This window comes from Gemmatimonadales bacterium (assembly GCA_036500345.1).
In the GTDB taxonomy this organism is placed as follows: domain Bacteria; phylum Gemmatimonadota; class Gemmatimonadetes; order Gemmatimonadales; family GWC2-71-9; genus Palsa-1233.
Genome location: DASYCE010000016.1, coordinates 36,077 through 56,326, shown reverse-complemented (window position 1 = coordinate 56,326; position 20,250 = coordinate 36,077). Strand labels below are relative to the sequence as shown.

Here is a 20,250-nt window from a genome sequence, read left to right as displayed (position 1 = left end):
CGGACGCGTTGATGATCTTTGGAAATTCGACAGCCGACCGACTGGCGCGGCGAAGCGGCCCCCACGACGCCAGCCACGCACGCCTTGACGTATCAAGATTAGTTGATATACATTCACCCCTGATGCCAGCCGTCACTGCCGATCTCGATATCGCTGCCCAGCGATTCCACGCGCTCTCCGATCCGACCCGTCTCCAGATCGTCGGCATGCTCATGCACGGCGAACGCTGCGTCTGCGAACTGATGAGCGAACTCGACGCGGCCCAGTCGCGTCTCTCGTTCCATCTCCGCGTCCTCCGCGAAGCCGGTCTCGTCACCGCACGGCGTGAGGCGCAGTGGATGTACTACACGCTGCGCGCCGAAGGAATCGCGGAGATAATCGATGTGCTGACGATGTCGCCTCCCGCATGGAAACGCGCGGCTGCCAAGTGCTGCTGACCTTTTTTCTGATCGGTATATCAACATTTCTTGATAGCGAGTCGACCAATGCCCGATGAAATCAAGGAAGTCGTTCGCGACCGCTACGCCGCCGCAGCACTCCGCGTCGCCGCCGGCGAATCGAATGGCTGCTGCGGCGGCAGCGCATCGTCCGGGTGCGACGATCCAATCACCTCCAACCTCTACAGCGACTCCGAAACCGCCTGCCTCCCACAGGACGCCGTCCTCGCGTCCCTCGGCTGCGGCAACCCGACCGCGCTCGCGGCACTCGAACCCGGCGAAACAGTCCTCGACCTGGGCTCGGGCGGCGGGATCGACGTCCTCCTCTCGGCCAGGCGCGTCGGACCGACCGGCAAGGCGTACGGCCTCGACATGACCGACGAGATGCTGGCGCTGGCGCGAGCCAACCAGGCGAAGGCCGGCGTCATGAACGCCGAGTTCCTCAAGGGCGACATCGAACACATTCCACTCCCCGACAACTCCATCGACGTCATCATCTCCAACTGCGTCATCAACCTCTCCGGCGACAAGAAGACCGTGATCGCCGAAGCCTTCCGCGTCCTCAAGCCCGGCGGGCGCTTCGCCGTGTCCGATGTCGTGGTTCGCGGTGAGTTGCCGGCGGAAGTTCGCCGCAGCATGGAACTGTGGGTCGGCTGCGTCGCCGGTGCGCTCTCGGAAGAAGACTTCCTCAGCTTTCTCGGCCACGCGGGATTCGTCGACGCGAGCATCGAACCGACCCGCGTCTACGCCTTCGAGGATGCCCGCGCGTTCCTGCAGGAATCAGGGGTGAACACGGAAGTGCTGGCGCGCGAAGTGAGCGGCCGGGTGATGGGCGCATTCGTTCGCGCGACGAAACCTCTCGCGAAGAGTTGCTGCGGGCCGGATTGCTGCCCGCCCGCGGCGTGATTCGTCCGCGGCTCGCCGCCGAGGCGGTCGGCACCTTCTTTCTCGTGCTGATCGGGCCGGGCGCCGCCGGCGTGAACGCCTTCACGCATGGCAACGTTGGTGGCGTCGGCATCGCGCTCGCGTTCGGATGCGTCCTCGTCGCGGGGATCTACGCCCTCGGTCACATCTCCGGGGCACATTTCAACCCTGCGGTAACACTCGGATTTCTCGTCGCGCGCCGAATGCCGCCCCGCGAGGTTGCCCCATACATCGCGTCGCAGCTCATCGGGGCCACAGCGGCCGCGTTCCTGTTGCGGTTCGTCATTGGCGCGGCGGCGAACGCCAGCGCAACGGTGCCGAGCATTCCGGCGATCCCGGCGCTGGCATTGGAGATCGTCCTCACCGTCTTCCTGATGCTCGTCATCATGGCAGTCGCAACTGACGATCGTGTTGCCGGTCCGGTGGCAGGAGTGGCGGTCGGTCTCGCCGTCTGTGGCGATGCGCTCATGGGCGGGGCGCTCACCGGGGCGAGCATGAATCCGGCGCGCTCCTTCGGCCCCGCGCTCGCAACCGGACAGTGGGAAGGCCACTGGATCTACTGGGCGGGACCGATCGCCGGTGCGGCGCTCGCCGTGCTCCTGTACGACTACATCCGCCAGGGGACGGCGCATGACCATCGACAGTAGACCGTCCGGTGGCTCACGGCGCCTCGCGCTGATCTCCGACATCCACGGCAACCTCCCGGCGCTCGAAGGGGTCCTCGCCGATATCGACTCGCGCGGTGGCGTCGATTTGATCTATCACATCGGCGATCTCGTCGGATACGGCGCGTCACCGAACGAGGTCGTCGCACTGCTGCACGACCGCGGCATCGCGGGAGTCGCGGGCAACTACGACTCGACTGTCGCGCTCGATTACATCCACTGCGGCTGCAGGTACGAGAATCCGTTGCAGGAAGCGCAGGCGCACGAGAGCTTCGAATGGACCAGGGCGAACGTCACACCGGAAACGAAGCGCCGTCTCGCGCAACTCCCGTTTCGCGTTGACGTGCGGCCGTTCGGAGGGCATCTCAGCGGCCCGATGGTGACGCTGATCCACGGAGCGGCAACGCTCAACACCCTCTACTGGACCGCCGATCGCACGGACACCTTCTGCCGGGAAATGGCCGAACGAATCAGGGCGAAAGCCGGCGACGTGATTGCTTTCGGTCACACCCATCTGTCGTGGCACCGGACGATCGACGGGATCGACTTCGTCAATGCCGGGTCGGTCGGCCGTCCCAAGGACGGCGATCCTCGCGCAGGATATGTGGTGATGACGATGTCGCCCGGTCTTCCAGCGACGGTTGAGTTCCGCCGGATTGACTACGACGTGGAGCGTGCCGCCACCTCGATCCTGGCGACGTCGCTCCCCGCTGCGTTCGCGGAGTTTCTGCGGCGCGGTGGCTGACGACCAGCCGCCAGTCGTGACGAGAATGGATCCGCTCGTCGTCTCCTCTCCCGCGCAGCACGACCCTGAGCGCACGATCCGATCACAGGAGAGAGACCGTGACACCAGGCCACTACGCTCGATCACTTTCGCGCCGCCAGTTCATGTTCACCGGACTCGCCAGTAGCGCCGCGATCGCCGCCGGCTGCGCTCGTCAATCACAGCGCACCGACCACGCTCCATCTGAAGACACCACCAGTCAACCGCAGTCCGCAGCTGACGTGACGATCCGGATTGCCCCGGTGTTGCTGGAGCTGGCACCCGATCACATCATCAGCACCATCGGATACAACGGCAGCGTCCCCGGTCCACTCATCCGGCTCAAGGAAGGTCGCACAGTCTCCATCGAGCTGATCAACGAAACCGACACCGCCGAGCTGGTGCACTGGCACGGCCAGTTCGTGCCGACCACGATCGACGGCGCCGCAGAGGAAGGGACCCCTCCCGTCGCAGCGCACGGTCGGCGGCGCTACCAGTTGACGCCCCGTCCTTCGGGAACGCGCTGGGTACACACCCACACCTTCGCCGGATCCGACTTGAATCGCGGCACCTACACTGGCCAGTTCGCCGGCGTCTATGTCGAGCCCGCGAGCGAACCGGGGCGCTACGATCGCGAAGTCTTTCTGGTGACGCACGAATGGGAACCGTTCTTCGGCGCCCAGGAGATGGGGACCGACGCGGAGATCTGGCCGCAGGGAACGGTGCGGCCCCCCTCTACCGACAGCAAGCCGAACGGTTACGAAATCGGCTACCGCTCCTTTTCGATCAACGGCAAGTCCCTCGGCCACGGCGAGCCGGTGCGCGTTCGGCAAGGCGAGCGCGTCATCTTCCGGATCATCAATGCGAGTGCCACCGAGAACATCCAGCTCGCGCTGCCGGGACATCAGTTCGAAGTCGTGGCACTCGATGGCAATCCTGTTCCCACTCCGACCAAGGTGAACGTCCTCGCACTCGGCGTCGCCGAGCGGATCGATGCCGTCGTCGAAATGAACCGGCCGGGAGTGTGGATCCTCGGCACGCCGAAGGACGACGACCGGCGCGACGGGATGGGGATCGTCGTCGAATACGCCGGCGCAACCGGCGCACCGCGATGGATCGCTCCGCAAGAAGAGGCGTGGGACTACACCAGGTTCGGTGCTGCGGGAGGCGCGGTGCCGCCGCCGGACGAGACGATCGCCCTCACCTTCGGCAAGATCAACGGCGGCCCGCACGGCTTCAATCGATGGCCGATCAACGGGACGCTCTTCGAGCAGAGCGAGCCGATCGTGCTGCATCAGGGGCGCCACTATCGGTTGTCGTTCCGCAACGAGGCAGACGACCCGCATTCGGTGCACCTGCATCGGCATTCGTTCGAGCTCGTGAACATCAACGGCCGTCCCACCTCCGGCATCATGAAGGACACCATCGTGGTCCCCGGGTTCGGCGCAATGGATGTCGACTTCGTGGCAAACGACCCCGGCGCAACACTCTTCCATTGCCACCAGACGCTGCACATGGATTTCGGCTTCATGCGGTTGTTCCGGTATGCGTGATAGGGCATGACAGTGGTGGCTGGCGTCGTGGGGGGCCCGTAGCGCGGCGAGTCGTCCGCTGGCGTCGTGGGGGGCCCGTAGCGCGGCTTCGGTCGGGACGGACGCGTTGATGATCCTTGGGAATTCGACAGCCGACCGACTGGCGCGGCGAAGGGCCGCCCCACGACGCCAGCCGCGCTCTAATCTTGCCGCCGCTCCCAACAGACCCTATCCTCCTGCTGCCATTCTGGCCGACCACGGCGAGCGGAAGGAGGACCGACGATGGGAGCACCAACCAGGATCGCCGTCCTCACCATCTCCGACGCCGGCGCCCGCGGCGAACGCGAAGACCGCTCTGGCCACGCGATCGTGGACTGGATCGCCGAGCAGCATCACGAATTGACCGCCCGCGCCCTCGTTCCTGATGAATCGCTCGAGATCAGCAACCACTTAATGCAGTGGGCCGACAGCGACATCGCCGACCTGATCATCACCACCGGCGGCACCGGGCTCGCTCCGCGCGACCACACCCCCGAGGCGACCCGCGCCGTGATCGACCGCGAAGCTCCCGGGATCGCCGAAGCGATCCGCGCCACCGGACTCCGCGAAACGCCGCGCGCCGCACTGTCGCGCGGGATCGCCGGGATCCGCGGCCGCACCCTGATCGTCAATCTTCCCGGGTCGACCTCCGCCGTTCGCGACGGTCTCACCACCCTCGCACCGCTTGTCGATCACCTCGCCGCCATCCTGCACGGCGATACGGCACATCAATGACTGCCAAAGTCGTCATCACCCTCGCCGATCTCGAAACCGCGGTCCCGCTCGACCGCGCCCTCGGCGCCTCCGGCATCGCCTCTGCCGTCGCCGCGTCGCTCGACGAAGCGCGCGCCGCCATTCGCCGCGATCACCCATCACTCCTGGTGATCACCGGCGGCGTCCACGAATCGTCGACCGCGGGACTCGCCACCTACGCGCGCGATCACGAAGTCGCCGTCCTCGCACTGCTCGAATCGACCGACTCCGAGAACACCAGTCGCGCCGTCCACCTCGCCGCAACCGAGATCCTCGTCAAGCCGGTCGCGATCGACGAACTCGCCGCAACGGTGCACCGGATGGTCGATCGCCGCGATCTCCAGCGCCACACCGGAATCTTCGGCGAAAGCGCCGCGATCCAGGAAGTCCTCGTCAAGATCGAGCAGATGGCGCCGGTGTCGAGCACGGTGCTGATCCAGGGCGAATCGGGCACCGGCAAGGAACTCGTCGCGAAGGGAATTCACGATCTCTCGCCGCGCCGCGGCCGCCCGTTCATCGCGGTCAACTGCGCGGCACTCCCCGAGACGCTCCTCGAAAGCGAACTCTTCGGTCATGAGAAGGGTGCCTTCACCGGTGCCGCCGAACGCCGCCTCGGCCGCTTCGAGCTCGCCGACACAGGGACGATTTTCCTCGACGAGATCGGCGAGATCCCCGCCAGCGTGCAGGTCAAGCTGCTGCGGGTTCTCGAGACCCGTTCGTTCTTCCGCGTCGGCGGCGTGCAACCAATCAAGGTCGATGTGCGCGTTGTTGCAGCGACCAACCGTCCGCTCAAGGATCGCGTCGCGAGCGGCGAGTTCCGCGACGATCTCTTCTATCGCCTCAACGTCCTCTCGATCTATCTCCCGCCGCTGCGCGAGCGGCGCGACGACATTCCGCTCCTCGTCAAGCGCTTCGTCCGCGAATTCACCGCGCAGCACGAGCGCACCTTCCCCGGGATCGCCGCCGACGCGATGCAGCGGCTGGTGCAGGCGCCGTGGCCGGGGAATGTGCGCCAGCTGCGCAACCTGATCGAATCGATGGTGGTGCTGGCGCCGGTGCACGAGATTCAGGCCGGCGACATCCCGCCCGATGTCCTCGAAGGGACACCGTCGCTCCTCCCGATGCGGATCGGCACACACACGCAACTCGGCGAGCGGCCGCTGGGCGGCGCCGAGTTCGAGTTCATCCTCAGGTCGCTGATGGAGCTGCGGTCACAACTGGAGGAGTTGCGGCGGCGGATCGACGAGCGCCATCACGAAGTGCAGCTGATCGAGGTCACCGACCCGACGATTCCCGTGGCGCTGCCGATCGCGGCGGTTGGCCCGGTTTCGGCAGCGGAGGAGGAGCCGCCGCCAACGACCGTGATCTACCGGCCGGGAATGACGATGGCCGAGATCGAGCGGGCGGCGATCGAAGCGGTCCTGACCGAGCATCGGGGGAACCGTAGGAAGGCGGCCCAGGTCCTCGGCATCGGGGAGCGGACCCTCTATCGGAAGCTCAAGGAGTATGAGCTCGGCTGACTGTTTGCGCGCTGCGCACCGAGATCGAGTTAGGCCGCCTTAGCCTTGACTTTTGGGGCCAATTGGCCGATAGTTTTGGCACGCTGCTCCGACTACGCGCTCTGCGCGAATTAATGGGGCGGCGTACTACAGGGTCCCTTCGGGGGCCCTTTTCACTTTATGTCTAGTCCCAGAGGTTTACATGGATCGCGTAGCTGTATTTGTGGATGCCGGATATTTGTTCGCGCAAGGATCGGTGCTCCTGCATGGGAAAAAGCTTCAGCGGGGCGAGGTTGGCCTCGATCATGAACGAGTCGTCGCGGCGTTTCAGGAATTCGCCGAGAAGATTTCCGGCGTCCCAATTCTTCGGGTGTACTGGTACGATGGGACGTCAACAGGACCAACTTCACAGCATATAGCTCTGGCCCACCTACACGGCGTCAAGGTACGCCTTGGCTTCGTCAACAGTGTCGGCGAACAAAAGGGAGTCGATTCGCTGATCGTGACCGACATGATCAATCTTGCGCGTAATCGAGCCATGTCCGATGCGGTGTTGTTGTCGGGAGACGAGGATTTGCGTGTAGGGGTCCAACAAGCACAGGAGTTTGGAGTTCGCGTTCACTTGGTTGGGATCAAGCCCTCTCGCGGCAGTCAGTCGCTCTTCCTGCTCCAGGAGGCAGATACTTGCCACGAGTGGCACGCTGATGACGTTTCGTCGTTTCTCAGTTGCAAGCCCAGGGATGCACTAACACCAAACCGGCCCCTGATAGCTGATCCACTGGTCACTGCCAGCGATACCACCCTCGCTTCCATGGCCCGCAGGGCGGCTTTTGAGGTGCCTGAGGGAGAGTTGCGGGGCCTCATCGAAGCGATTCGCGGCGGCGGCGGCATCCCTCGCGATCGAGATGCGCGGCTCCTCGCCGGTAGCAGAGCGGTACTGAAACGAGAGCTGCTGTCTGCTGAGAAGCAGGAGGTGCGACGCCTGTTCCTCGAAGCCTGCGAAGGACGTTTGCCAAAGGACGAGGCCTAACCCGCAGTTTCCGGTGCCAGCGCCTCGTAGATCCGCAGCAGTTCGTGCCGCACCTCGTCCTCACCCCACCCCGGGTTCCTCATCCGGATCCCGGCAGCGACGAGGGTCCGCATCGCATCGCACATCTGGGCGGTGATTTCCAGCCGCTCCGCGGCGGTAAGGCGTCGCTGAACTTCCAGCTGCACTGCCGTGGCGCGATTCATGAATCAAAGGTAATTCGCTCTCGGAACCGTCGTTTGCCACCGATTTCTCGCACCATGCGCCGTTCGTCTAAGTCGCTTTCTCACAAGCCTTTGAACTGCTACACCTATTGACAGTTCTCAACTCGATCGCCATGTTGACAGTGGCTCCAAAGCAACAACCTCTGTAACAAAAGGGCTGCGTGCGTCTCGCCGTTGACGAAACTCGATGCGTCGCTTGCCTGGCGTGCGTCCGTGTCTGTCCCACCGACGCGATCGCCCTCCCGCCGGAGGCGCACGTCGTCGAGGTGGTGGAGGAGAACTGCATCAAGTGTGGCGAGTGCATCCCCGCATGTCCGCACGGGGCGATCACCGCCACCGGTGCGGTCGAGCGCGCGATCGCCATCGCCGAGGCGGGAAATGGTGCCCTGATCCTGGCACCGGAGGCGGTGGCGCATTTTCATCCGGCGACTCCCGAACAGCTGGTCAACGCCTGCTACGATGCCGGCTTCCGCCACGTCTCCCGGGGGGTCATTGGCGAAGAACTTGTGGCGCAGGAATACCTCAGGTTGTGGGAAGATCCCGACTGGGGGACCCTCGTCCGCTCGACCGATCCGGTCGTCGTGGCCACCATTACCGCCAATTATCCCGAGCTCGTTCCCTATCTGGCACCTGTCACGACGCCGAGCGTCGCCGAGGCTCGATTCCTGCGAAGCCGTCACGGTGAATCGCTCCCGGTGGTCTATGCGGGGGTCAGCACGGCCGGAACTGTCAAAGAACTTGACGCTACGCTGACTTTCGTCGATCTGGAGCAGCTCTTTGCATTGAGGGAAGTGCGGCCCGAAGCGATGCCGCGGACCTTCTCCCGGTTGCCGCCCGAAACGCGGCGCCATCTCTCGGTTGCCGGCGGTCTGGCGCTCGAAATGGTGGTGTCTGGATCGTCGAAGGGGCGGAGGCTCCTCGCGGTTCGTGGCCTCGACACGCTGCCGGCACTGGCGCGCGCGGTGGGTCACGATCACATCGATCTCGGCTTCGTCGACTTGCAGTCCCACGCCGGCGCGCTGGCGCATCCGGCGGCGGGGCCGGCCGACGATCTCTTCCGGCGGCGGATGCTGGTGCAGCAGTACGAACCGGCGAGGAGTCGCGTTCCGGTGGTGAATGAAGACGGTGATGGAGTATCGGTCACGGCGGTCTTCCCGTTCAACACCAATCGCACTGTCGCCGACGCGGTGGCGGTGCGGGCGATCCTCGAGGCGATCGGGACGGGGCCGAACGGGAAGCCGTGGGATTGCCGGGCGTGCGGCTATCCGACCTGTCATCGCTTCGCGCAGGCTGCTGCACTCGGGCGCGCATCGCTCAAGCAGTGCGTGCCGTGGCTCAGCAAGCGGGCCGACGACGCGTCGCGCGACGCGAGCACCGATGCGCTGACGGGGTTGGCGAGTTATCGCTCGCTGCAGCAGCGGTTGTCGCACGAGATGGAGCGGAGCAAGCGCAGCGGCGATTCGTTCGCGGTGCTCTTCCTCGATCTCGACCGGTTGAAGGAGCTGAACGACCGCTACGGGCACGAGCGCGGCAACCTGGTGTTGCGGGTGGTGGCCGACGAGATGCGCCGGACGATCCGCGCCACCGACATGGCGGCGCGATATGGCGGCGACGAATTCGTGGCGTTGTTGACGAGGACCGACCGGGCCGGTGCGTTGCGGGTGGCCGACGCGGTGCGGGAAGGGGTGGAAGAGTCGGGGCGGCGGCTGGGTTTCCTCTCGGGGCAGATCACCGTGAGTATCGGGGTCGCCGAGTTCGACCCGTCGCTGCCGAATGAAGGAGCGTTGTTGGAACAGGCGGATAGGGCGCTGTACCTGGCCAAGGCCGCCGGTCGCAACAACATCGCCTAGGGATTGACGACGTTCTCTGGAAGGGACACGCCGTGACTGCATCACCGCATTTCTATGATGGTTCGGCCTCGCGGCCGGGTGGCGCGCCTGTCGATGCCAGCGCCGACCCGTGGGGGGTCCGCAAGGCGGAGAACCTTCTCACTTCACTCGAGGGGATTCTCTCGGCCCGGGTGGTGACGACACCCCTGGGCGAGGTGAGCGAGATCCACATCCTCGCGCACGCCGGACAGAATCCGAAGCAGGTGGTCCGCAACGTCGAGAGTGCGTTGCTGGCGCACCTGGGACTCAAGGTCGATCACCGCAAGATCTCGGTGGCGCCGACGGCGGATGTGAAGCCGTTGCAGGCCCTCGATCTCGGCGCGGTGCGCGAGCGCGCGGCACAGCGAGTGGTGCTGTTCGAGGATCTGTCGATTGCCACGGTGCCGCGGTCGCGGCGGGTGACGGCGACGGTGACGCTGGCGGTTGGTGATCATGCTGAGACGGTGATCGAGGAAGGGCCCGACACGCAGCGGAACCGGATGGAGACGGCGGCGCGGGCGGCGGTGATTGCGCTGGGGAAGTTGTTCGATGCGCAGTCGCTGGCGCTGGAGGGGGCGCAGGCGGTGGAGTTGTTCGACCGGTCGTTCGCGATGGTGGGCGTGCTGGCGAGCGGGTCGCGTGATTCGCGGCTGCTGATGGGGACGGCGGAAATGCGGGAGAGTCCGGAGCACGCGGCGGTGTATGCGGTGCTTGACGCGACGAACCGCTGGGCGATGCAGCACAAGCGTTGAGCGGTGCTCGGCGCAGCGAGATAGAGTAGAAGCACAAGGTCATGTGGTTGATGCAGGTCAACGATTAGCGCGAAAGGAATAACGGGGGGGAGATCCCAGAGATCTGTCTTTGAGCGAAGTGAGCGGCTGTATACAGCGGAGCGTCCGGTGAACCATAGCGGGGTTTGCCACTCGTCGAAGGACATTGGCAGTAGGACGGGAGGTGACGCAAATGCTAGAGTGGCTGGCCGCTGCTCTCGATTTTGTCGAGGGCTTGTTCAACGCGGAGACGCAGGGCTGGGGCTGATGATTGATCGTGGGTTTTCCCTCCCACTTTATATGACGTTCCCGAAGGCTGTTCGGATTTACGTGTTCAGTGTCGTTGTCGCTGCAGCGCTGGTGCTTGGAGTTACCAGCGTTCTGCCACGACCAGGTTTCGACGCGTGGGCAGTCTTCAGCTTCCTGTTTGTCGGATGTCTCCTTGAATTGTCTCGTACACACAATAAGGCTGGCGGTCTGACCGGCTCGTTGGTGTTTGTGTTCCATCTCGCCGTTGGCCTAGTTCTGGGTGCATTCTTGGGCGCCCTCATCGCGGCATTGGCAAAGGCAATCGCCAAGATTGTGGAGCGAGACTCTCCCTTGCGGCTTGCGTTCAACGTTGCCGAACGTAGCATCTCAGTAGGTCTCACGTTCACGGTGTACTACCTGCTCGGTGGTCAGCATCCGCCGCAATTCCTGTTGCCTGCGGTGCCCGGTCATCCGGCTGTTTTCAACGCTGCGCTTGTCCAGATCGGCGCCTTCTTGGTGGCGGCGCTGATCTATTTTGTTGCGAACTCCCTTCTCGTCAGCACGGTCGTCGCGCTTGCGAACGACAGGCCGGTTTTGCGCACATGGCGGTCCAATACGATGTGGGTGTTGGGGTACGATATCGCCGCAAGCATGCTTGCGCTGCTCGTGGCAGGCGTGTTTGTCCGGACTAACAGCGCAAGCGGACTGGAGCGATTTGCCTTTCTAGCCTTGGCATTGCCGCTGCTTGGGTTCAGGCACATCTATGGGAAGCTCAACAACCTCCAAGATCTATACGGAGAGCTCGATGGGGCGTACGACCAACTCGAGTTGAATGTTCGAGAACAGCTTGCAATGATGGTGAAAGCAATCGAAGCCCGTGATCCATACACGTCAGGTCATTCAAGGCGCGTATGCGGCCTATCGCGCGCGATCGCAACTGATCTTGGATTGACGCCCGAACAAGTCGAAGAGATCGAAAACGCAGCGCTGCTGCATGACGTCGGAAAGATCCACGCAGAGTTTGCTCCCCTCCTTCAAAAGGAGGGTAAGCTGACTGAAGAGGAGTGGGCCATCATGAAGACCCACTCTGCAAAGAGTGCGGACCTAGTCGGCCTGTTCTCGCGGTTCCAAGGGTACGTTGTCTCCTGCGTCCGGCATCACCATGAGCGATGGGACGGCCGAGGTTACCCGGACCAAGTTTCCGGTGAGGCGATTCCGCTCGGCGCTAGGATTATCACGATCGCGGACACTATCGACGCGATGACGACGAACCGTCCTTACCGCAACGCTCTATCGCTCGATGTCGTCTTGGCCGAACTCAACAAAGGTCGAGGGTCCCAGTTCGATACCTCGTTGGTGGACGTGACGGTGAACTCAGTTACTGTGCGCCGATTGATTTCCGATCCGTCGCTAATCCCTGAGTATCTGCCCTCTCCGAAGATCCGGGACCGCGCGGTGGAAGCTCGCCGAAAAGCTGGCGCTGCGCTATCTGGGTTGGGGACCGTGCGGCGGGCCGCTGATAGACCAGCGTAGCATCGTCCATCGATTCTTTAACTAATCGAACAACGCAAGCCCCGGCGAAAGCCCGCGGTATAATTCGTCGCTACCAGGCCTTGATCATGAGTTGCCGGGTCCAGACACGCATTAGAATGCGCTGTTCAGGCTCGTCTTTCAGCCCCGATTCAATTTTCGACACGGACTCCCTAGGCCTCAACGCGGGACCTAGCCGGCCCCGGGATCTCGCCGATGCCCGAGCTTGTCAGGCTTCTGAACCAAGGTTTGATTCTGTAGCCCGGCCGGGGCGCTTCCGGTCACTGGTCATATGTCATAAGCAGGACGCTAAACAATGCCCTATTGCGCACTCAGCGGACAGATAGTTCCTAACGGCTTGTACCTGGTTGAACAAGAAAATCCGCAGAAGGTCGTGAAGCATTTCGGTGTGCTCGACATTGGCAACGTGCTGTCGCTCGCTGAGGCTGAACCTTGGCGTCCAGTCGTGGTCGATCAGGCGCCGCCGCAGCTCAGGTCGCAGTGGCTCGACGAGTCCCGGGCCAACTGGAAGATCATTGGCAAAATCGTTGACGAGGTTGGCGCGCGTGCGCGGCTTCGCGAGGCTGAGTGCAACCCGCTTTATGATCTCTTTGGGAATAACTGCGAGCACTTCGCGAACTTCATGGCGAACGGTCAGCGTTCGAGTCCGCAGCTATTTGCGGGGCTGATGTTGGTGGCAGCCGCTATTGGCGTTTACGCTTTGGCCAAACAAAGGACATTGCCACTGGCCAGGTGACCGAGTTTCGAACTCGCCGCGTGCCCGACGTTGCTGCTACTGCAAGATTGCGGCTGGGACCCGCGAATCGCGCGGCGCTCGATTAGCCGGCTTCTCTGTCCACTCTTGAAGCGGCGCTGGAGGGGGATGCGCTGGCAGTAGTCCCCGCTTACATTCCATTAGAAATTCCGATCTATCTTCAAGCCTGCCAATCACTTCGCCAAGACACGAGGGAACAGTGGCTCGACGCGGTGCGAATGCTGCGCATGTTCTTGCGCCTACGGACACCGATGCTGTTGAGGACTACATTAGCGGTGTCGCCGTTAGCCCAACTCCCGAAGAGATCAATGCTGTGCAGGTGTTCGCGAAGCGCCTCGTGGCCGACTACGGGTATCCCAAGGCGCATATCCAGACTAGGCCACAGTATCGCGTGCGGAAGAGTCCTTCTGACGACAAGAAGACATTCCCCATCGACATTGCTGTCTTCTCGAGCAACAACCGACTAGAGGACGAACTTCAAATGGTGGTCGAGTGCAAGCGACCACGGCGCAAGGAGGGCCTGGCTCAGCTGAAATTGTACCTTGATATGAGCACCGCGGAGATTGGCGTCTGGTTCAACGGTAGCGAGCACGCCTACATCCGAAAGGTACACCACGCCAGCGGGCGCCGGACTTATCAAGAGTTGCCGAACATTCCGCGGTACGGTCAACGTGTCGAGGACATCGGACTCTACTGCCGTCGCGAGCTCAAGAAGCCTTCCAATCTAAAGGCCGTGTTTCGTGACATCAGGAACCATCTCGCAGGCAATACGACCGGCATCACCCGGGATGAATCGCTGGCACAGGAGATCATCAACCTCCTCTTTTGCAAGATCTACGATGAGATCAACACCGCACCGGACGAAATGGTATCCTTTCGCTGTGGCGTGGACGAAACTGCGAAGGATGTGCGCAAGCGCATAGTCGAGACTTTTGAGTTCAAGGTTAAGCGTGAGTACAGCGATGTCTTCACCTCGAAGGATGCGGTGACGCTGGATGCTGCCAGTCTGATGTACGTCGTAGGGGAACTTCAGACTTACTGCATCATCGATGCGGATCGAGATGCCGTGGGAGACGCATTCGAGGTCTTCATCGGCCCAGCGCTGCGAGGAGCTGAGGGACAATTTTTCACACCTCGCAACGTCATCAAGCTCATCGTAGATATGATCGATCCAGAACCAGGCGATCTGCTGATTGACCCGGCCTGTGGTTCAGGCGGGTTCCTAATTGCTGCGCTGGAACATGTGTGGGGTAAGCTCGAACGTGAGGGCAAGAAAAAGGAATGGTCCGAGGTCATCCTTGACCGGAAGAAGCGAGAACTGGCGTCGAGGTGTTTTCGCGGACTAGACAAGGACTCGTTTCTAGCGAAGGTGACCAAAGCCTACATGGCGATCATCGGTGACGGCCGCGGTGGTGTGTTTTGCGAAAATGCGCTTATGCGACCGGACGAGTGGAGAGTCGATGCGCGGGACCGGGTCAGGCTGGGCCGCTTCAATGTTGTAATGACCAATCCGCCGTTCGGGTCGAAGATTCCAGTGAAGGGTGCACAGGTGCTCGCTCAGTACGAACTCGGGTATAAGTGGTCGAAGGATAAGAAGTCACAAACGATCTCGAAGTCAGACAAGTTGCGTGACGAGCAAGCGCCGCACATCCTATTCTTGGAGCGCTGTCTTCAGCTCCTGGTAGTGGGTGGCCGCCTTGGTATTGTCATGCCTGAAAGCATTCTCGGAAATCCGTCGTATGAGTACGTGATCAACTATCTAATGGAGCGGACGACGATCCGAGCAATCGTCACTATGCCGGAGTCACTCTTCAAGACGAGCGGCAAGAGCGGCACGCATACGAAGGTCGCTGTCATGGTACTCGAGAAGACCGAGCCTCGGAAGACTCACTCGATGTTCTTTGGCGCGGTGAAGTGGTGCGGTCACGACTCGCGCGGCAATCCGACATATCGGCGGGATCCATCCGGAAGAATGGTGCTACTTGACGAAGTGCCAACGGTCGCGGCTCGGTATCAGGCGTTCTTAAAGGGTAAGATGGGTGCGGTGGATCACCTCAGCTTCAAGATGCCATCCACCGATGTACGCAACCGCATCCTCGTGCCGCAATACTATGATCCGGAGATCGAGGCGGCACTGCAACAGCTGTCCAAGACTCATGACCTAGTGACGGTGGGGAATTTGGTCGATGCGAGAATTCTTGCCGTCGAGACAGGCACCGAGATTGGCAAGATGGCCTACGGAACTGGGCGCATTCCGTTCATTCGAACATCAGATCTATCAAACTGGGAAATCAAGGCAGACTTCAAGCATGGTGTGAGCCGCTCGATCTACGAGTCAGAGAAGCGCAAGGCAGAGGTAGCGGCCGGAGACATCCTATTGGTACGTGATGGCACGTACTTGATTGGTACGACGGCCATTGTAACTGATAGTGATCTTCCAATGCTCTACCAAAGTCACATCTATCGATTGCGAGTCCTGAAGCCAAAGGACCTCGACCCCTGGCTCCTGCTTGCGTGCCTGAACACATCGATTGTCATGCGTCAGATTCGCGCGAAGCAATTCACCCAGGACATCATCGACACATTGGGCCGTCGAGTGCATGAGATCGTGCTGCCACTGCCGCGCTCCTTGGCTGTGCGGAAGCAAATTGGTGACGAGACCCGCGAGACAATCTCAATGCGGGTGAAGCTTCGCAATCGGGTACAGGATATTGCGCGGAAACTTGAGGGTCGTACCGATGACAATGAGCGCGACTCCAGTGTTCAGATCTGAATGTCCTAGGCCGCTAGCCTCCACGATCAGATCCCAAGTTGCAAGTCGAGATCGGCGAATGGAAACAATTCTTGCTCAGTTCGCCATCCCGTCATGAATATGCTGAGAGGTGATTGGTTCACGCCAACGTGGCACCTAATACAACAGGAAGCCTTTCTAATCGAGTCGACTTTGGCAACGGGGCTCACATCCCTGCGGAATGCAAGCATAGGCGAGAAGGGGAAATATTACTCTGGCTTTCTCCTTGTAAGTGTGGGAATGGAACGGTTGCTGAAACTTGCTTTCATTTTCGATTACATGGCGGATCATCAGCTCAACGCGCCCAGCCGCGAAGACCTCCGCGGCTTGGGCCACGACCTTGTGACTTTGATAGACGCTCTCGCCGCGAAGGATCATCTTGACATCTCAGCAACATTGGCACCCCTTCAAACCGCGTCCCGCGAGCGTAAGATCTTGGAGTTCTTGAGTCAATACGCAAAGACGACTCGGTACTACAATCTGGATGCACTCACGTTGCAGCAGAATGTTACTGACCCGCTTTCGGTGTGGAATCGATTGCTGAGCAGCATCGTTGACGACGAGATGGAGCCAGGCAAGATCGCGCTTATCCAGGAAAGAGCCGCTGAATTTGCTGGCGTTGCTGGCACCTTTATGGGAGGCATCGTTCACGGCCTCGATCAACAGCAACTATCACTAGAGGAATTGGTTCGATTGCCGCAGTTGCAGCGCTGGGCAGCGCCGCGAGCCATCTGGTCGATATACAGAATCTTGAACCCGATGAAGACGGCGATGCTAAAGGCATTTGAGCGCGTTAGCATCGTTGACCATCAGATTGCTGCGAGCACCGGGAAGTCAAGCGTGCCGGAAATGACCGAGTTCCTAATCTGGCTCTGGGGAGAGCGACGGGACGTCCTTGCGAAGCAACGATGGCCCTGAACGCTCGCACTAGGTGAGAAAAGAGTGGATCGGGCCGACGAAACCATTCACCTTCACGCGGGCGACGGCCGCGGCGCGGTGGCCGCGCTCACCGACGCCGTCCTCCCCGATTCGAGCCGCTTCTCGATCAGCGACGTGGTGATGGGAAGGGCAGGGGGTGCGGGGCACGTCGTCTGGAACTCCGGGACCACGGCAGTCGACCTCAATCCGCTGGGGACCTTTCCGTCGGGCGATGACGCGGCAGTGTACTATCAACTCGCCGAACTCGAGGCGGGGAAGTCGTACCGGACCACGATCACCTTCTTTGGGGCGAGTGACGCGGCGGGGAAGAAGCCGCGGCTCCAGCTGACCTTCAACGACGTGGCGCGGCAGTCGCGGATCGAAGTCGCCAGGACGATGGGGTTGAAGAATCTCGATCCGGGAGCGTACCGGATGGTGGTGGCTGTGGGCGATGGGGTGAAGTCGGTAACCGGAAAGACGAGGTTGACGGTGGTGAGGAATCCATGAGTACTCGATTGCTCCGCAGCTCGATCATCCTGCTGTCAACGTTGCTTATCGCATGCAACGACGGCGTCCCGACCCGCCCGACGGAACCGGCGCCGCCACTTCGCGGCATCGTCTTTGGCCGACAACTCACCGCAACCGACAGCGCCACGGTGGCACGATACGGCCGGATCGTCAGCGTGGTGCGCTCTGATTCGACGATGGTGCTGCTGTTGCCAACGGCAAACACTCAGGCCGTGGTCACGTTGCCCGGCGTGGTCGGCATATGCCAGCCGCTCGGCACTTCAGTCTCAACGGAGATTGAAGTCGAGCTCGGCGTCGGCCCGCAACCGATTGATTCCGCGGTCGCGCTGCTCACGGCACTTGGCCGGGTGCACCAGGTCGATACCTCGATCCAGATCGTCGACGGAGTCATCGCGGCGAATCAGCTGCACAGGCTCGATGACTATCCCATACTCAGCTACGTGTACGTGGTGGTCTGTCCGTATTTCCTGGACTAGTCAGCGTGTGCACCGTTCCGAACGCCGACCTGTGCGAGCGTTCACGCGGGGTCGACGTTCACTTTGTCCTGCAGATGGCCGCAGGGCTACGACTTGGAATGCGACCCCGATCCAATCAGTCCGCCAATGATCGCGCCAAGGGCGGCCGATCCGAGGATCAGCGCCGAACTGCTGTGGGAGACGTCGCTGATCCCCGACCCGAGATGATTCAGGAGCGCGCCAAGCGCGGCACCGATGAGCCCGCCGATCACCATCCCCTGCGCCCAGTGCGACGATGCAACCGAATCGACCTTGATTCGCGTCGTCCGGATTGACGTCGACTGATTCCGAGCCTGAAGACCGAGCCGAGTCGGTCCCTGGGAATGCGCCGGGGTGGCCAGCGTGACGATGGCTGCGATCGTGAGGATCCATTTCATTGGTCCCTCCCTGTCATTCCTTCTTGTGAATTCCCGATCCGATGAAGCCGCCGAGGAGGGCGCAGATCGCCGTTGTGCCGAAAAAGACCACGATGTCGTGATCGGAACAGTTGTGCGACTCGTCACACAGGCTGTGATGCGCCTGGGCGAATACCAGCCCCAGCGCCACTCCGATCACCCCGCCGATGATGGCGCCTTTCTTCCATTCTGTCTGGCCAACATTGTCATGGAATGGTTGACGCGAAGCGGTTGCGATCGGTGCGGCGCGAGCTGATAGGCCGAGGCGGGTCGGTCCCTGGGATTGAACGGGTGCAGCTAGTGTAACCAGGGCGGCGATGGCGAGGACCCATTTCATGGAAGTACCTCCGCAACAGTATCAACTTGACTGGGCATCACGCTCGCCATAGCATCTGACGGAGATTCACCATTCTACAGCCGCTCCGGTCGTTGCGCGACGTATGACCGGGCAACAAGGGAGACACCGGTGCCCGGATCTCAGCAGGCGGGAATCATGACTGGACGCGGTTGGTTGGTCTCCCTTCTCCTCACCGCCGCGTGTGCCGCGCCGATGTCGAATCCCACCACGACCTTTATCGTGGTCCGTCTCGATCACACGCCGACTTCCGCGGACTCCCTCGCCGCGATCCGCCTCGGCACAGACAGCGTCGGCGTGATCCCCGTCGCCCGGGCGCTCGCGATTACCACCTCGTCATCGACTGCCGCATTTGCACGGCTCTCAGGTGAAGTCACCCTCTTCACCAGTCAGTCTGCCGCATCGCTGCAGTTTGTCGACATCGAGCTGGCCGCGAGTCCGTCGTCGAGCGACCGGGCGCTGGTCGCGTCGTTGTCCGCGACACAGGTCTCGGATATCGGGGCGACCGGGCTGCTCGCTGATATTCCGTTCAACCAGTTGAACGAGCTATCGGCGGACAGCAACGTGCAGTCGGTCACCTTCGAGATGAACTATCATTTCGGGGTGCTGGTGAAGTGACGCCATTCGCCTGAACGGCTGAGATGTATTCCACCTGCATCGCATGCACCCACCGATTCGGTAGCAATACGATCATCGAGCACCTCGCGATCGGCCGCCGCATCGCATTCGATCCACTTCGCGGCCGCCTCTGGGTGGTCTGTACCCGCTGCTCCCGCTGGAACCTCGTCCCCTTCGACCACCGCCTCGAAGCAATCGATGAATGCGCCACCCTCTTCGCTGCGGCCAGGAGGCGCTACTCGACCGCGACCATCGGGATCGCAAGAATGCACGACGGCTCGGCGCTGATTCACATCGGCGGATCAGATCGCCTCGAACTGGCGTCGTGGCGATACGCCTATCAATTCCGCGCACGCCGACTGCATACCTTCCTTCGCGCCGCGACTGGAGCGGCCGTCGGATCAGTAATCTCGGCTGGAATGATCGGCGCCTCGATTCACGAGTTCGGCGTCTTTGAAGGCGCCTTCCTCGAACTCCCCGCACACGGCTGGGCACTGGCCCTCGACCGACACCGGCGCGTGTGCCTCGCCCCATCCGATCGAGTCGACTCGCAACTCCTCGGTGAAGCGCAGTTGCGAACGGCGCACTTCGCGTTTTCAGGGGCCGAGGTCGAGGTCACCCTTCGCCCCAATGTCGGGAGCAAGCATCTCCTCACGATCACGGGAGCGGAGGCGCACACCCTCGCCAAGCGGATCGCCGCCAGCGTCAACGATTTCGTCGGTAGCCGAGCTCATATCCATGCTGCCCTGATGCGCCTCGACTCTGCTGCCTTCGCCGAGTGGATCCGTCAGCCCGGCGTCGAAGCGGCGGAGCACGGTTCCCGCAGGCCTTCGATTGCGCGGGAACGATGGGAGGGATTTGGTGCCGGCGGATTCCGCTTCGCCGGGATGCTGCCCGCTGACCGGCTCGCGATGGAAATGTGGCTCAACGAAGCCGACGAACAGCAGGCGTTCCTCGGCGAACTGCGATCGCTCGAACGGCAGTGGCGGGAAGCGGATGAGTTGGCATCGATTGCGGACTCGCTCGCGTAATCAAGTGCCCCCGCAGCTCGCCGACCCTGCAATTTTGCCACAGT

At 62.0% G+C, this 20,250-nt stretch carries 21 protein-coding genes; 18 read left to right on the top strand and 3 right to left on the bottom strand.

Annotation, left to right across the window (positions count from 1 at the left end):
- Positions 1 to 122: 122 nt before the first annotated feature.
- The 8 genes from VGM20_08980 (at position 123) to VGM20_08945 (ending at position 7,642) form a co-directional block, all read left to right on the top strand.
- Positions 123 to 437 (top strand): metalloregulator ArsR/SmtB family transcription factor, encoded by a 315-nt coding sequence (locus tag VGM20_08980; protein ID HEY4100995.1) that lies wholly within the window; start codon positions 123 to 125, stop codon positions 435 to 437.
- A 48-nt stretch (positions 438 to 485) separates the two neighbouring features.
- Positions 486 to 1,343 carry an arsenite methyltransferase gene (locus VGM20_08975; protein HEY4100994.1) on the top strand — a complete coding sequence of 286 codons (858 nt, stop codon included), beginning with the start codon at positions 486 to 488 and terminating at the stop codon, positions 1,341 to 1,343.
- Positions 1,322 to 2,008 carry an MIP family channel protein gene (locus VGM20_08970; protein HEY4100993.1) on the top strand — a complete coding sequence of 229 codons (687 nt, stop codon included), beginning with the start codon at positions 1,322 to 1,324 and terminating at the stop codon, positions 2,006 to 2,008. The genes VGM20_08975 and VGM20_08970 overlap by 22 nt, the downstream gene beginning before the upstream one ends.
- On the top strand, positions 1,992 to 2,771 hold the full coding sequence (locus VGM20_08965; protein ID HEY4100992.1) for a metallophosphoesterase family protein: 780 nt from the start codon (positions 1,992 to 1,994) through the stop codon (positions 2,769 to 2,771). The genes VGM20_08970 and VGM20_08965 overlap by 17 nt, the downstream gene beginning before the upstream one ends.
- Before the next feature lie 98 nt (positions 2,772 to 2,869).
- Positions 2,870 to 4,342, top strand: a complete 1,473-nt coding sequence (locus VGM20_08960; protein ID HEY4100991.1) for a multicopper oxidase domain-containing protein — start codon at positions 2,870 to 2,872, stop codon at positions 4,340 to 4,342.
- A 261-nt stretch (positions 4,343 to 4,603) separates the two neighbouring features.
- The gene (locus VGM20_08955; GenBank protein ID HEY4100990.1) at positions 4,604 to 5,095 is read left to right on the top strand and encodes a MogA/MoaB family molybdenum cofactor biosynthesis protein; all 492 of its coding nucleotides are present in this window, start codon (positions 4,604 to 4,606) and stop codon (positions 5,093 to 5,095) included.
- Positions 5,092 to 6,633: a sigma-54 dependent transcriptional regulator gene (locus VGM20_08950; GenBank protein ID HEY4100989.1), complete on the top strand. Its 1,542-nt coding sequence runs from the start codon at positions 5,092 to 5,094 to the stop codon at positions 6,631 to 6,633. Before VGM20_08955 ends, VGM20_08950 begins: the two co-directional genes overlap by 4 nt.
- A gap of 181 nt (positions 6,634 to 6,814) precedes the next feature.
- On the top strand, positions 6,815 to 7,642 hold the full coding sequence (locus tag VGM20_08945; protein ID HEY4100988.1) for an NYN domain-containing protein: 828 nt from the start codon (positions 6,815 to 6,817) through the stop codon (positions 7,640 to 7,642).
- Here the strand turns inward: VGM20_08945 and VGM20_08940 are convergent.
- Positions 7,639 to 7,845 (bottom strand): hypothetical protein, encoded by a 207-nt coding sequence (locus VGM20_08940; GenBank protein HEY4100987.1) that lies wholly within the window; start codon positions 7,843 to 7,845, stop codon positions 7,639 to 7,641. The genes VGM20_08945 and VGM20_08940 overlap by 4 nt on opposite strands.
- 179 nt (positions 7,846 to 8,024) lie before the next feature.
- Between VGM20_08940 and VGM20_08935 the strand changes: the two genes are divergently transcribed.
- From VGM20_08935 to VGM20_08900, 8 genes are all read left to right on the top strand, one after another.
- Entirely contained in the window at positions 8,025 to 9,713 is a 1,689-nt protein-coding gene (locus VGM20_08935; protein HEY4100986.1) for a diguanylate cyclase, read from the top strand.
- A 32-nt stretch (positions 9,714 to 9,745) separates the two neighbouring features.
- Positions 9,746 to 10,483 (top strand): hypothetical protein, encoded by a 738-nt coding sequence (locus tag VGM20_08930; GenBank protein ID HEY4100985.1) that lies wholly within the window; start codon positions 9,746 to 9,748, stop codon positions 10,481 to 10,483.
- A 318-nt stretch (positions 10,484 to 10,801) separates the two neighbouring features.
- Positions 10,802 to 12,283 carry an HD-GYP domain-containing protein gene (locus tag VGM20_08925; protein ID HEY4100984.1) on the top strand — a complete coding sequence of 494 codons (1,482 nt, stop codon included), beginning with the start codon at positions 10,802 to 10,804 and terminating at the stop codon, positions 12,281 to 12,283.
- Positions 12,284 to 12,638: 355 nt separating this feature from the next.
- On the top strand, positions 12,639 to 13,037 hold the full coding sequence (locus tag VGM20_08920) for a hypothetical protein (protein ID HEY4100983.1): 399 nt from the start codon (positions 12,639 to 12,641) through the stop codon (positions 13,035 to 13,037).
- 217 nt (positions 13,038 to 13,254) lie between these two features.
- Positions 13,255 to 15,828, top strand: coding sequence for an N-6 DNA methylase (locus tag VGM20_08915; GenBank protein ID HEY4100982.1), 2,574 nt, complete (start codon positions 13,255 to 13,257; stop codon positions 15,826 to 15,828).
- A gap of 258 nt (positions 15,829 to 16,086) precedes the next feature.
- A complete protein-coding gene (locus VGM20_08910; GenBank protein ID HEY4100981.1) occupies positions 16,087 to 16,764 on the top strand; it encodes a hypothetical protein in 678 nt (225 codons plus the stop codon).
- Positions 16,765 to 16,788: 24 nt separating this feature from the next.
- A complete protein-coding gene (locus VGM20_08905; protein HEY4100980.1) occupies positions 16,789 to 17,271 on the top strand; it encodes a hypothetical protein in 483 nt (160 codons plus the stop codon).
- Positions 17,268 to 17,768 (top strand): hypothetical protein, encoded by a 501-nt coding sequence (locus tag VGM20_08900; GenBank protein HEY4100979.1) that lies wholly within the window; start codon positions 17,268 to 17,270, stop codon positions 17,766 to 17,768. The genes VGM20_08905 and VGM20_08900 overlap by 4 nt, the downstream gene beginning before the upstream one ends.
- 86 nt (positions 17,769 to 17,854) lie before the next feature.
- Here the strand turns inward: VGM20_08900 and VGM20_08895 are convergent, their stop codons facing one another.
- The gene (locus VGM20_08895) at positions 17,855 to 18,184 is read right to left on the bottom strand and encodes a hypothetical protein (GenBank protein ID HEY4100978.1); all 330 of its coding nucleotides are present in this window, start codon (positions 18,182 to 18,184) and stop codon (positions 17,855 to 17,857) included.
- 13 nt (positions 18,185 to 18,197) lie between these two features.
- Complete coding sequence (locus tag VGM20_08890; GenBank protein HEY4100977.1) at positions 18,198 to 18,539, bottom strand: hypothetical protein; 342 nt, start codon at positions 18,537 to 18,539, stop codon at positions 18,198 to 18,200.
- 156 nt (positions 18,540 to 18,695) lie between these two features.
- Between VGM20_08890 and VGM20_08885 the strand changes: the two genes are divergently transcribed.
- Complete coding sequence (locus tag VGM20_08885) at positions 18,696 to 19,175, top strand: hypothetical protein (protein HEY4100976.1); 480 nt, start codon at positions 18,696 to 18,698, stop codon at positions 19,173 to 19,175.
- Between the two features lie 23 nt (positions 19,176 to 19,198).
- A complete protein-coding gene (locus VGM20_08880; GenBank protein ID HEY4100975.1) occupies positions 19,199 to 20,206 on the top strand; it encodes a hypothetical protein in 1,008 nt (335 codons plus the stop codon).
- Positions 20,207 to 20,250 lie beyond the last annotated feature (44 nt).